13 protein-coding genes are annotated in these 12,022 nt (G+C 60.1%); 10 read left to right on the top strand and 3 right to left on the bottom strand.

Translation table 11 applies throughout. The features are described 5' to 3' along the window. Positions 1 to 79: 79 nt before the first annotated feature. Complete coding sequence (locus tag EIY72_RS14045) at positions 80 to 994, top strand: LysR family transcriptional regulator (RefSeq protein WP_093222745.1); 915 nt, start codon at positions 80 to 82, stop codon at positions 992 to 994. A gap of 87 nt (positions 995 to 1,081) precedes the next feature. On the opposite strand, the gene EIY72_RS14040 is transcribed toward EIY72_RS14045, so the two are convergent. From EIY72_RS14040 to EIY72_RS14030, 3 genes are all read right to left on the bottom strand, one after another. After that, on the bottom strand, positions 1,082 to 1,483 hold the full coding sequence (locus tag EIY72_RS14040) for a GFA family protein (RefSeq protein ID WP_093222742.1): 402 nt from the start codon (positions 1,481 to 1,483) through the stop codon (positions 1,082 to 1,084). Positions 1,484 to 1,583: 100 nt separating this feature from the next. Further along, the gene (locus EIY72_RS14035; protein ID WP_093222739.1) at positions 1,584 to 2,039 is read right to left on the bottom strand and encodes a VOC family protein; all 456 of its coding nucleotides are present in this window, start codon (positions 2,037 to 2,039) and stop codon (positions 1,584 to 1,586) included. 99 nt (positions 2,040 to 2,138) lie between these two features. Beyond that, on the bottom strand, positions 2,139 to 3,080 hold the full coding sequence (locus EIY72_RS14030) for a DMT family transporter (RefSeq protein WP_093222736.1): 942 nt from the start codon (positions 3,078 to 3,080) through the stop codon (positions 2,139 to 2,141). 93 nt (positions 3,081 to 3,173) lie between these two features. On the opposite strand from EIY72_RS14030, the gene EIY72_RS14025 reads away from it, so the two are divergent. From EIY72_RS14025 to EIY72_RS13985, 9 genes are all read left to right on the top strand, one after another. After that, positions 3,174 to 4,109: a LysR substrate-binding domain-containing protein gene (locus EIY72_RS14025; RefSeq protein WP_093222733.1), complete on the top strand. Its 936-nt coding sequence runs from the start codon at positions 3,174 to 3,176 to the stop codon at positions 4,107 to 4,109. Positions 4,110 to 4,343: 234 nt separating this feature from the next. Further along, on the top strand, positions 4,344 to 5,120 hold the full coding sequence (locus EIY72_RS14020) for a transporter substrate-binding domain-containing protein (protein ID WP_093222730.1): 777 nt from the start codon (positions 4,344 to 4,346) through the stop codon (positions 5,118 to 5,120). A 64-nt stretch (positions 5,121 to 5,184) separates the two neighbouring features. Beyond that, positions 5,185 to 5,862: an amino acid ABC transporter permease gene (locus EIY72_RS14015; RefSeq protein ID WP_093222727.1), complete on the top strand. Its 678-nt coding sequence runs from the start codon at positions 5,185 to 5,187 to the stop codon at positions 5,860 to 5,862. Further along, positions 5,859 to 6,593 carry an amino acid ABC transporter ATP-binding protein gene (locus EIY72_RS14010; RefSeq protein WP_093222724.1) on the top strand — a complete coding sequence of 245 codons (735 nt, stop codon included), beginning with the start codon at positions 5,859 to 5,861 and terminating at the stop codon, positions 6,591 to 6,593. Before EIY72_RS14015 ends, EIY72_RS14010 begins: the two co-directional genes overlap by 4 nt. 20 nt (positions 6,594 to 6,613) lie before the next feature. After that, on the top strand, positions 6,614 to 7,849 hold the full coding sequence (locus EIY72_RS14005; RefSeq protein WP_093222721.1) for a cysteine desulfurase-like protein: 1,236 nt from the start codon (positions 6,614 to 6,616) through the stop codon (positions 7,847 to 7,849). A 36-nt stretch (positions 7,850 to 7,885) separates the two neighbouring features. Continuing rightward, the gene (locus EIY72_RS14000) at positions 7,886 to 8,755 is read left to right on the top strand and encodes a MurR/RpiR family transcriptional regulator (protein WP_093222718.1); all 870 of its coding nucleotides are present in this window, start codon (positions 7,886 to 7,888) and stop codon (positions 8,753 to 8,755) included. 54 nt (positions 8,756 to 8,809) lie between these two features. Further along, the gene (locus EIY72_RS13995; RefSeq protein WP_093222715.1) at positions 8,810 to 9,706 is read left to right on the top strand and encodes an allantoinase PuuE; all 897 of its coding nucleotides are present in this window, start codon (positions 8,810 to 8,812) and stop codon (positions 9,704 to 9,706) included. 58 nt (positions 9,707 to 9,764) lie between these two features. Next, positions 9,765 to 11,201: a dihydropyrimidinase gene (hydA, locus tag EIY72_RS13990; protein WP_093222712.1), complete on the top strand. Its 1,437-nt coding sequence runs from the start codon at positions 9,765 to 9,767 to the stop codon at positions 11,199 to 11,201. Further along, the gene (locus tag EIY72_RS13985) at positions 11,198 to 11,944 is read left to right on the top strand and encodes a 2-keto-4-pentenoate hydratase (RefSeq protein ID WP_093222709.1); all 747 of its coding nucleotides are present in this window, start codon (positions 11,198 to 11,200) and stop codon (positions 11,942 to 11,944) included. The genes hydA and EIY72_RS13985 overlap by 4 nt, the downstream gene beginning before the upstream one ends. The last annotated feature ends 78 nt before the right edge of the window (positions 11,945 to 12,022 follow it).

Below are 12,022 nucleotides of genomic sequence, written 5' to 3'. Positions count from 1 at the left end.
TGCCGACCCGAATAAACGGGCAACTCTGGTCATGACTGTTTGTAGAATCCAAACTATCCAGACCCGAGTGAGGTGTGAAATGGACCGTTTCGATGCAATGCAGGCCTTTGCCCGAGTGGTGGAAACCGGCAGTTTCACCAAGGCTGCAGCTACCCTGCACATGAGCAAGACCACTGTGACTCAGCTCGTCCAGCAACTGGAAGCGAGGCTGCGCGTGCGCCTGCTCAACCGCACCACACGCCAGGTCAATATCACCGCCGATGGCGCGGCCTACTACGAGCGCGTCATCCGGCTGCTGGCCGATATGGACGACGCCGAGACCAGCTTATCCAGCGCCTCGATGACACCTCGCGGACGGCTGCGGGTGGATGTACCCAGCCCACTGGCGCGAATGCTGCTGATACCGGCCTTGCCCGGGTTCTTTGCTCGCTACCCGGAAATTCAGCTGACCGTGGGCGTGAGCGACCGCATCGTCGACATCATTGGCGAAAATGTCGACTGCGTGGTGCGTGGCGGCGAGATCACCGATCAGTCCCTGGTGGCAAGGCATGTAGGCGATTTGAAACTCGGCATTTATGCCGCACCCGGGTATCTGCAGCGTTTCGGTACGCCGGCGCATCCCCGTGAGCTGGAGGAAGCCAGGCACAGTACCGTCGGCTTTCTCTGGTTTCGTACAGGCAAAACCTTGCCCTACGTAATGCAGCGGGGTGAGGAACGCTTTGAAGCCCAGGGTCGCCCGCAACTTACGGTCGACGACGGCAATGCGTACCTCGCCGCCGGCCTCGCGGGTCTGGGCATGCTCTGGCTACCGGAGTACATGGCCAAGCCTCATCTGGTCAGCGGCGAGTTGCTGCCGCTGTTTGAGGACTGGCACATGGAGCCAATGCCGATGTATCTGGCATTCCCGCCGAATCGCCATGTCAGCGCCAAAGTTCGGGTATTTATCGATTGGATAGTGGAATTGATGGCCGAGCATGCGCCGGTGGTTAGGTGAATCAGGTGTAAATCCATTTCAGGGCTAGACACTCTAATCGTGCCGATTTCTGCCCGTCGAAAAGGGGCTGAAGTCGCCCCGCAGCCGTCAGTCTACCTGCGGAAAAAGATTAGAAGAATTGAACCAAGGGACGGCGGACTCGACATAAACGTGTTTGTGCTTTTGCGGCACGAAGGGCGTGTCGAGGGTCCCTAACGCTATAGAGACCCAGTCGGCAAACTGACCTTCAGATCGTGACCAGAACAGAGTCGAACCGCACTCCATGCAGAACTCACGTAATACCGTCTCTGACGACGCATAGGTTTTAATACTGGCAGCACCGCGCAGTATTCGAAGTGCGCTACGCGGAACGCTGCCGTACGAGGCGAATGCTGCGCCGTGACCTTTGCGGCACTGGCTGCAATGACAATGACTCACGGCTCGCGGTGAGGCGAGTAGCTCGTATTTGACCGCTGCGCACAAGCAGCTTCCTTGATGTTCCTGTGTCATACGCGGGTCCGCACAAGTGAGAAATGCCAGCGTAACCGTCCTGGTCCTGTCAGTCGACCGACCGCTTCTGGTCGCCAGCCAGCGCCCATCGTCGCCTTGCTCAGGAAAACGCAGCTTCCACAAATGCCTCTATCGCCTTGTCTTCCAGAATTTCGATCGAGAAGTGCCCGAAGCGCTTGGGCAACCAGATGATGCGCCCGCCGGACGGAGATTGCAGGTTTGCGCGGGCCAATGGCTTGCCGTTTTCGTCTTCCGGCTGAACACCGGCAACCATCAGTTCGTCGTAGGCTTTCTCGATATCCGGTGTCGAATAACAGTGGCGATAAATCATCCCTTCTCCCGAGGCGTCCAACAGCTCCTTCAGGTTGCCCGCCAATGGCTGCACCAGCATGAAACGCTCTTGTCCGATCAGCGCAATCGCGTAGCGCACGTGCAGACCGCCTCGTTCCCAGACGAGGGTTTTGGAGATCCTGGCCTTGAGTATCCGTGCGTAGTAAGCGCAGGCTTCCTCGAGATTATTGACCAGCACATCTACGTGACTGAACTTCAGATCCATTGCAGCCTTCCTCCCGTCGAGCCGGCACCGCTCAGGTAGTTACCACTGAGAAAATCGGTAAAGGGCAATATTTTCATACTCGGTAGAAGCCCGCCAACACTACGATTGCGCAACCTTTACCGACACCCCTTGATGCCGCTTCGCCGCCCAGACCACCCCACCCACCAGCAGCACGATAGACGTCACTTCCATCAAGCCCGGTACGCGCTGGCTGAACAGAAAGCCGTATACGCAGGCAAACAGGGTTTCGAAGACGATCATCTGGCCGCTCAAGGAGGTGGCCAGGCGGCGCGAGCAGGCATTCCACAGCCCATTGGCCAGCCACGAACCGCAGAGTGCGAGGAACAGGCAAACCCAGAGCAACGCCATCCAGCGGCGGTGTTCCACCTGCGCCGGCACCAGGTTCGGGAACAGCATCAAGGCTGCGATGCCGAACACGATGGCAACGATACCGGTGACGATGCCGAGCAGCGTCGACCATTCGCTGCTGTTGAAATGGCTTTGCTTGAGGTAACGGGCATTGTGGGTGGCGTACCACGACCAGCAGATCACGCCGCTGAAGCCGCAAGCCAGGCCCAGTAAGCGGGTAGACAACGAGGTGGTTGACGCTGCCGTCGTGGAGTGTTCCAGGCTCACCGATACGATACCCAGGAATACCAGCAACAGCGGCAGCTTGAGTTTGGTCAGGGGCAGCGACCCGGCATCGCGGCGTCCCAGGTAGGTAATGGCCACCGGCATCATGCCGTTGATCAGGGCAGCGGCGGTGACCCCGCTCAACTGTACCGAAGCGCCCAGCAATGCATAGTTGAGGATATTGCCGGTCAACGACAGGCGCAGCAGCATCAAGGCGTCGCGACGGGTCAAGCGCGACAGCAGGCGCGAGGCAATCGGCAAGGCCACGAGCAGTGAGATCAATCCGTACAGGGCAAAGCGCACGCTGCTGATCAATACCGCATTGAATTCCGGCAACAACGAAGGGGCGAGGATCACGCCACCCCAGATGGCGCCCGCCAATACCGCAAATACTATCCCGCTGTTCATTCTCTCGACTCTGACAGGCTGTTTGCCGGCATTCTAGCCATGCTATATAAGCGCTACCTGCGATAAATAGTCGGCCACCCATTCCTGTGGGGAATGTCGCGCGTTTTTCATCAGCTAGGGAGAATCCCCATCAACCGTTATTTACGGACCTTGCCGCCATTGGAGACGCTGATCACCTTTGAGGCGGTGGGGCGCCACGCCAGTTTCACCGGGGCAGCGGGCGAGCTGTTTCTGACCCAGAGCGCTGTCAGCAAGCAGATGCGCCAGCTCGAAGACTGCATGGGCGTGCCGCTGTTCGAGCGCAAGCCTCGGGGCGTCAAGCTGACCGGCGCCGGCGACGAGTTGCTGATGACGGTCAACGTGCTGCTCACGACGATGTACCAAAGCGTCACGCGCATTCGCAATGTGCATCAGTCCAACGCCGTGTCGGTGCTGGCGACCCATGCCCTGGCGCAGTTCTGGCTGTTCCCCAAGCTGATCGAGTTCAACAAGGCCTACCCGGATATCGCCGTGCACGTGCATGCGATCAACGAGTTCGATGAAAGCAGCCTCAATGATTTCGACGTGGGCATTCTGTATGGCTCGGGGGAGTGGCCGTCGCTGGACAGCGATTTCCTCCTGCCGGAAATCGTTTATGCCGTGGCTCATCCTGCACTGGACGTCTCGGGCATCCAGACGCTGGAACAATTGGCCCAGGCCAACCTGGTGCAGATCGACACCTGCGCCTGGCAATGCCTGGACTGGCACGAGTGGTTCGGCCACTTCGGCATCAACTACGTGGCGCGGGACAAAGCGCCGGTGTTCAACCAGCTGACCTTGGCCTACCGAGCCGTGCAGCAGGGCATGGGGATCGGCCTGGCGTGGACGTTCATGGCCGATGAGGCGTTGACCAAGGGCGAATTGCAGCGAGTGACCGCGTTTGAATGCGTGACGGGCAACGGCGAATTCCTGGTCTCGCTCAAACATCGCAAGCGATCTGCGGCTGCCGAGATTTTTCGGGAGTGGTTGTTGGGGTCGATGGGTGACTGAGGGGATTCGCGCAAACGCGGCGTGCCACTTTTTGCACTTCGCGGGTAGTGGGCACCAAGCCTAGTCCGGCGCGCTTTCGGGTGTCGTGCGACGGACCCGTTTCTCAGGTTGTGGAGTAAAAAATACATAGGAATGTAGTGTTGAATTAAATAATCCATTGATTTAGGATCAATCCCACGTTGTACGAGATCAACCGCTGTTGGCACCTAAAAAAACAAACAATCGGGAGCAAACATGAAAGCGAAAGTGATGTTGGGATTGTTCATGACCGCCGCCGTTGCACTGCCAGCCTGGTCCGCTGACTGGACGGTCGGTGCCAACGTTGGCAACGTGCCCTGGGAGTTTCAGGACGCCAAAGGGGAGTTTGTCGGCTTCGAGGTCGATGTTGTAAAAGAAGTGGCCAAGCGCGCGGGGAAAAGCGTCGAGTTCATCAATATCCCTTTCAACGGCCTGTTCAGTGCCGTGCAATCCAAGCGTGTCGAGATCGCCATTTCATCGATCACCATTACCCCTAAACGACTGGAGTCGGTTGCCTTTGCACAGCCTTACTTCGACAGCGACCAGTCCCTGACCGCACTGACCACGTCCAAGGTCAAGAGCCTGACCGACATGGGCGGCAAAGTCGTCGGCGTCGATACGGGTTCGACCGGCGACATGTGGATTGGCCAGCACAAGGACGAGTACAAGTTCGCCGATGTCTCGCGTTATGAAGGATTGTCGCCAGCCATGCTCGATCTGGCTTCCGGGCGCATCGATGGCTACCTCAGTGACATTCCCGCAGTGCTCTACTACATCAAGGACAAGCCGCAATACACCATCGTCGCTCGAATCCCCACCGGTGAGCGCTACTCGCTGATGCACGCCAAAGGCTGGGCGATGAGTGATCAGGTCAACGACATCATCAGCAAGATGAAAGAAGACGGCACGCTCGGAAAAATCCACAAACAGTGGTTCGGCGCCGAGGCGGCCAAAGACTCCAGCACCATGCAAGTGACCGCTGTCCTCAAGTAAGCCTTGCTGCTGTTGCCTGTCAGTGGCGATACCCGTTCGCCACTTGTCTTGACCGAGGTATCCCATGGATCTTTTGCAGACATTTTTTAACTGGAATGTGCTCGTCGAGTCGCTTCCGCTGATGATGCGGGGCCTGGGCGTCACCATCCTGCTTGGGGTGGTGAGCATTGCCCTGGGCCTGGTGGGCGGGCTGCTGCTGGCGTTGTTGAGGCTGTACGCCTACACGCCCGTTCGAGCGCTGGCACGTGTCTACATCGATATCATGCGTTCCATTCCGCTGCTGGTCCTGCTGGTGTTGATCTACTACGCACTGCCATTCGTGGGCATCCGCCTGTCGTCATTCGCGGCCGCTGCCAGCGCGCTCTCGCTGGTCTCCTGTGCCTACAGCGCGGAGATCTTTCGCTCGGGCATCGAGGCCATTCCCCGTGGCCAGTTCGAAGCATCGGCCTCCCAGGGCATGAGCTTCTTCAACACCATGCGCGACGTGGTTCTGCCCCAGGCCATTCGCATCGTCATGCCGCCCATGACGAGCAATTGCATCAACGTCATGAAAGACACGGCGCTGGCCTCGGTGGTCGCGATGCCTGACCTGCTCAAGCAGGCCACCCAGGCGCAGGCTCTGGCGGCCAATCCGACTCCGCTGGTAGGGGCTGCCTTGTTGTACCTGTTGCTGCTGTTGCCGCTGGTGCAGATGGTCAGCTGGGTTGAACGCCGTAACGCCTCGGGAGGAAAAACCGCATGAGCACCTTGATCGACATCGAAAAGCTCGACAAGTACTACGGCAATTTCAAAGCGCTGAGCGATATCAATCTGCAGGTTGCAGAAGGTGAGGTGGTGGTCATTCTTGGCCCCTCCGGCTCGGGCAAATCGACCTTGATCCGCTGCATCAACCTGCTCGAGGACTACCAGAAAGGCGATATCCGCGTGGCCGGCGAGCGGGTTGAGCACGGTCCGCGACTGAGCGCCATACGCAGTGAAGTCGGCATGGTGTTCCAGAGTTTCAACCTCTATCCGCACCTCAGTGTGCTCGACAATGTGTCGCTGGCGCCGATCCGGGTGCGCGGCCTGAGTCGTCGTGATGCCCATGCCCGGGCCAGGGAGTTACTGGTCAAGGTCGGCATGGGCGATCACGCGCACAAATACCCGAGCCAGTTGTCCGGCGGCCAGCAGCAGCGCGTGGCCATTGCCCGCACCATGGCGATGGAGCCCCGGGCGATTCTGTTCGATGAGCCGACCTCGGCACTGGACCCGGAAATGGTCGGCGAAGTGCTGGATGTCATGCAAAACCTCGCTCGCTCCGGCGTCACGATGGTTGTGGTCACCCATGAAATGGGCTTTGCCCGTCGGGTCGCCGATCGGGTGATCTTCATGGAAAGCGGACGCATTGTTGAGCAGAACATCCCTGAACCGTTTTTTACTGCACCTCAGGAGCAGCGCACGCAAGCGTTCCTGCAGGCCATCTTGCATCATTGAATCAGGCTGGAGAAAGTAGAGTGAATCCTCTCGATATCGATTACGTTCGCAAGCAGTTTCCTGGTCTGTCCGATGGTTATGCCTACATGGATAACGCCGGTGGTTCGATGGTATTGAGCACCGTGGCAGAGCGGGTCTGCGACTACCTGCTCAACAGCAGTGTGCAACTGGGTGCTTCCTACCGACCTTCTGTTGCGGCGGGTGAGCGAGTGATGCAGGCTCGCCATTCGGTGATGCAATTGATCAACGCCGAGCATCCGGAAGAAGTGATCATGGGCGGCTCGACCACCCACTTGTTGCAGATCCTGTGTCGCGCCATCGCCCCGTCCATCGTCCCCGGCGATGAAATCATCGTCACCAACTGCGACCACGAGGCCAACATCGGTCCTTGGGTCAACTTGTGCGAAAGCCGCGGCGCGACCCTGCGTGTGTGGCAGGTCAATCCCGACAGCTGCGAGCTCGAACTGGATGACCTGCAAGTGTTGCTCAACAACAACACCCGCTATGTGTCGATGACCCACACCTCGAACATTCTCGGCTCGGTCAATCCGGTTGCCGAAGTCGCCCGGCGTGTCCATGCAGTGGGCGCCAGGTTGTGTGTGGACGGCGTCGCTTATGCGCCACACCGTTTGGTCGATGTGCAGGCCAGCGGCGCCGATTTCTACGTCTACAGCTTCTACAAAACCTTCGGCCCGCACTTTGCCGTGCTCTGGGGGCGTCGACCGCTGTTGCTGGAAATGCCGAGTCTCAATCACTTCTTTATCGGCAAGGAGGTGGTGCCCTACAAATTGCAGCCTGGCAACGTCAATTACGAGCTGTCGTTCGGTTGCATCGGGATTACCGACTATCTGCTCGACATCAGCTCAAGGCTTGGCGCACAAGGCAGCGAGCGCCAGTGCATGCAGGCGGCGTTCGATGCCTTCGAGGTGCAGGAAGATTTGCTCGCCGAACGTCTGCTGGCATTTTTGCGCCAGCGCGAGGGCGTGCGGATCATTGGCAAGGCGCATACCCGCAATCGGGTGCCGACCATCAGTTTCGTGGTCGAGGGTGTGCAGTCGGAGGCAGTCGTGCGCAGGGTCGACGAACACCGGATCGGCATTCGCTTTGGTGACTTCTATGCGCGGCGGCTTATCGAAGCCCTGGGACTTGACCGGTTTGGCGGGGTAGTGCGGGTGTCGCTGGCGCATTACAACACGCTGGAAGAAGTCGACCGCCTCATCACGGCGCTGGATCAGGCAATCAACGCGTTGCGTTGACTGGCGTACATACCTCTTTTTTGACGAGCCTCAATCATGGCCTTACCTGAAACCCTTGCAGAGCTGCGCGACTGCATAGCGACCCAGCACGAACAACTGACGGGTCGTCTGCGCGATGCTGCCCGCTACCTGATCGACAACCCGCATGAGATCGCCCTCAATACGGTAGCCGAACTGGGCAAGCGCTCGAGCATCGCGCCTACCGCCTATATTCGGCTGGCTCAGGCGCTGGGCTTTGCGGGGTTCAAGGATTTGCAGCGGTTGTTCCGTGCCCCACTGCAACAGGCCGCCGACACCCACAGCGAACGCATCCGGCACTATGGCGGGGAGACCTTGCTGGAAGACCCGAGTGACGTCGGCGGGATTCTGCGTGAATTCAGCCAGGCCAATATCGTGTCCCTGGAACATCTGGCAGAAGGGGGGGAACAGGCCAATATCGAAGCGGCCATCGCCCATCTGCAGGGTGCGCGGACGACCTTCGTCATTGGCATGCGCCGTGCCTTTCCGGTGGCGGCCTACCTGAGCTACGCATTGAGTCGGGTGGGCCGGCGAACCGTGCACATCAGCGGTGCTGGCGGCACCTTGCCAGAGCAGGTCAGTGCCATTGCCGACGATGATCTGCTGATCGCTGTCAGCTTTCCACCGTACGCCAATGACACCGTTGAGGCTTGCCGTCAGGCACGCCAGGCAGGCGTGACGCTGGTGGCGATCACCGACAGCGTTCTGAGCCCTATCGGGCAGATGGCCGATACGGTGATTGAGGTCAATGACGCCGAACTGCTGGGCTTTCGTTCGCTCACTGCATCTTTCTGTATTGCCCAGACCCTGGCGATGGGGCTGGCTTTCAGCGAGTGGCAATCGGATAGCAACTTCAGTCACGACCGGCTGAAAGATATCGACTGCTAAGTCGCCACCTTCGCGACACAACCCTTTAACCCGTCACTTCAGGAGAACATCCCGATGGTTTCACCTGCACGCGATTTAGTCGGTTACGGTAGAAAACGCCCGCAAGGCACCTGGCCCAATGGCGCACGACTGGCCATCAGCCTGGTGATCAACTACGAAGAAGGCTCCGAACGCTCGCTCGCCATGGGCGATCCAGACCAGGAGTCGATGACCGAATGGGGCAGCTACTCGATCCCTGACGGCACGCGCAATCTGGCGATGGAATCGATGTATGAGTACGGCTCGCGCGTGGGGATCTGGCGAATTCTGGATATTCTCGACCAGCAGTCAGTGCGCGCGACCTTTCATGCCTGCGCGCTAGCCTTCGAGCAGAACCCCGATGTCGCACGCGCTGCAGTGGCCGCAGGTCATGAAATCTGCAGCCACGGTTATCGCTGGGAGGAAGTGTTTCGCCTGACCGAAGAGCAGGAGCGTGAACACATGCGCCTGGCCATCGAATCATTCGAACGCACCTGTGGCAAACGTCCTGTGGGCTGGTATTGCCGCTATGGCGCCAGCGTCAATACCCGTCGCCTGGTCGCCGAGGAGGGCGGTTTTCTCTACGATTCCGATGCCTACAACGACGATGTTCCCTACTTCGTCGAGGTGGAGGGCAAGCGTCATCTCGTGGTGCCCTACACCGCCGACGTGAACGACTTCCGCTACTGGAATTCGCCAGGACTGTCCCAGGCATCGGATTTTTTCGAGTACATGAAGGAAAGCTTTGAGGTCCTTTATGAAGAGTCCGCTGAAGGGCCACGGATGATGTCGATCGGGCTGCATCCGCGCATGGTGGGGCGCCCAGGGCGGGTGAGGGCGATCAAGCAATTCATCGAGTATGCCAGGCAGCACGGCGGTGTCTGGTTCGCTACGCGCGAAGACATCGCCCGGGCCTGGCTTGAACGCAGTTGATTGTCAGGCAATCACGCTCGCTCAACCACCTGTAGCAGTCCTTTCGAGGCGGCCTGATATGCAAGCTTTTGACACGGTGATTCGCAACGCCCGCGTGGTCACCGCCGCAGACACCTTTACCAGCGATATCGGCATTCGTGACGGGCGCATCGTTTCCCTTGGCCTGGACCTGCCGCCAGGTCACCGTGAAATCGACGCGGCAGGCCGGCATGTCACGCCCGGCGGCATCGACAGTCATGTGCACTTCGACCAGCCGACGGGCGACGGCTCGGTAATGGCCGATGACTTCTTCAGCGGCACCGTCTCGGCGGGCTGCGGTGGAACCACCACCGTTATTCCGTTCGCCTGCCAGCAGAAGGGCGAGAGCCTGCGCGCTGCCGTCGATGATTACCATCGTCGGGCGGGTAACAAGCCGGTGATCGACTATGCCTTCCACCTGATCGTCACCGACCCCACCCCGCAGGTGCTCCGTGAAGAGCTGCCGGCGCTGATTGCCGAAGGCTATACATCCTTCAAGATCTACATGACCTACGACGCGCTGAAGCTGGGCGACAGGGAAATTCTCGAGACGTTGTCGGTCGCACGCCGTGAAGGCGCCATGGTGATGCTCCACGCCGAGAACAGCGATTGCATCGCCTGGCTGACCGAACGACTGCTGGCGGCCGGGCTGACTGCGCCGCGCTACCACAGCGCGTCACGACCGATGCTGGTGGAGCGCGAAGCGACCCACCGTGCCATCGCCCTTGCCGAACTGGTGGACGTACCGATCCTGATCGTGCACGTGTCGGGTCGCGAGGCCGTGGAGCAGATTCGCTGGGCGCAGAGCCAGGGCTTGAAGGTGTACGCCGAAACCTGTCCGCAGTACCTGTTCCTGACCGCCGACTCGCTGGGCTGTGACGACAGCTTCGAAGGTGCCAAGTGCATCTGCAGCCCGCCGCCCCGCGATGCCGCAAACCAGCAGGTGATCTGGGATGGCCTGGAGAACGGCTCCTTCGAGGTTTTCTCCTCAGACCACGCACCCTTTCGCTTCGATGGCCCCGACGGCAAGAAGGCCCATGGTGAAGCGGTGTCGTTCGACCAGGTCGCCAATGGCATTCCCGGCGTCGAAACCCGCATGGCACTGCTCTGGTCCGAAGGCGTGCGCAAGGGGCGCATCACCCCGCAGAGCTTTGTTGCGCTGACTTCCACCAATGCCGCCAGGATGTATGGCTTGTATCCGCGCAAGGGCAGCATTGCGGTGGGTGCCGATGCCGACCTGGTGATCTGGGACGAAGGCGAGCCGGTGCACCTGTGCAACGCAATGCTGCACCACAATGTCGATTACACGCCTTACGCCGGCATGACGCTGAGCGCCTGGCCGGCCATGACCCTGTCGCGTGGTGAAGTGGTCTGGGACGGCGAGCCGCGCGGTGAGGCGGGGCGTGGCCGGTTTCTGCCGTGCGAGCGCCCGGCACCCGCGCAACTGCGTCGACGCAAGACTGAGCTGGCCTTGTGAGTGCGATCGCGCAGGTGGCCGCCAGCCTGATCCGTGGTTGGCGTGAAGGGCGCCAGCAACCCTTGCCAACCCTGGAACTGGTCAGCGAAGCCCAGGCTTATGCCGTGCAGCAACAGGTTGCCGAGGCCCTCGGCTGGTTCGCCTCCGGGCCGCCAGCGGCCTGGAAACTGGGGGGCGCTCCGGGCGGGCTGATCAGCACCGCCGGTGTACCGGCAATGGCGGTGCATCCGTCGGGCTGGCAGGTTCCGCCAGGTGATGACTTCGGTTTCGGCATCGAGGGTGAACTGATCGTGCGCCTGTCGCGCGACCTCGACCGGCACACGGATCTGGCCATGGCCCGAGCGGCGGTCGATGTGTGGATGCCGGGCATTGAACTGTGCGGCACGCGCTGGCTGCAGGGCGAGCAGGCTGCGCCACTGCTGCGGCTGGCCGACCAGCAACTCAACCGCGCGCTGGTACTGGGTGAACCGCAAACCCTTGGGCAAATGCCCGATTGGTCAAGACAGCAGGTGACATTGCGGGTGGCCGGTGAGCCTGAGTTCGTCGCGGTTGGCAGCCATCCATTCGGTGAGCCGTTGAGTTCGCTGCCGTGGCTGGCGCGTCACGCGGCGGCATTGGGCAGCCCCTTGCGGGCCGGTGACCTGGTGGCTTGTGGCAGCTGGACCGGAATCTATTGGGCGCGGGCCGGGGTGCAAGTAGAGGTCGAGTTCGCCGGGATAGGACGGGTTACCTTGTCGACCTGATGGGTTTCACAGGCTTGCCGATTCCACTCATCAGCCATTGATGTCGGCGCGCTCTTCATTACCGTTCTCCCGGCACAG

This window comes from Pseudomonas vancouverensis, assembly GCF_004348895.1.
GTDB classification, from domain to species: Bacteria; Pseudomonadota; Gammaproteobacteria; order Pseudomonadales; family Pseudomonadaceae; genus Aquipseudomonas; species Aquipseudomonas vancouverensis.
This window is presented reverse-complemented; position numbering and strand designations above follow the sequence as displayed.

Coding starts and splice junctions, on each gene's coding strand:
- hydA (WP_093222712.1), top strand. CDS start 9,765: ATGCAAGCTTTTGACACGGTGATTCGCAACGCCCGCGTGGTCACCGCC.
- EIY72_RS14030 (WP_093222736.1), bottom strand. CDS start 3,080: ATGAACAGCGGGATAGTATTTGCGGTATTGGCGGGCGCCATCTGGGGT.
- EIY72_RS14000 (WP_093222718.1), top strand. CDS start 7,886: ATGGCCTTACCTGAAACCCTTGCAGAGCTGCGCGACTGCATAGCGACC.
- EIY72_RS14020 (WP_093222730.1), top strand. CDS start 4,344: ATGAAAGCGAAAGTGATGTTGGGATTGTTCATGACCGCCGCCGTTGCA.
- EIY72_RS14015 (WP_093222727.1), top strand. CDS start 5,185: ATGGATCTTTTGCAGACATTTTTTAACTGGAATGTGCTCGTCGAGTCG.
- EIY72_RS14045 (WP_093222745.1), top strand. CDS start 80: ATGGACCGTTTCGATGCAATGCAGGCCTTTGCCCGAGTGGTGGAAACC.
- EIY72_RS14040 (WP_093222742.1), bottom strand. CDS start 1,483: ATGACACAGGAACATCAAGGAAGCTGCTTGTGCGCAGCGGTCAAATAC.
- EIY72_RS14010 (WP_093222724.1), top strand. CDS start 5,859: ATGAGCACCTTGATCGACATCGAAAAGCTCGACAAGTACTACGGCAAT.
- EIY72_RS14025 (WP_093222733.1), top strand. CDS start 3,174: ATGTCGCGCGTTTTTCATCAGCTAGGGAGAATCCCCATCAACCGTTAT.
- EIY72_RS13995 (WP_093222715.1), top strand. CDS start 8,810: ATGGTTTCACCTGCACGCGATTTAGTCGGTTACGGTAGAAAACGCCCG.
- EIY72_RS14035 (WP_093222739.1), bottom strand. CDS start 2,039: ATGGATCTGAAGTTCAGTCACGTAGATGTGCTGGTCAATAATCTCGAG.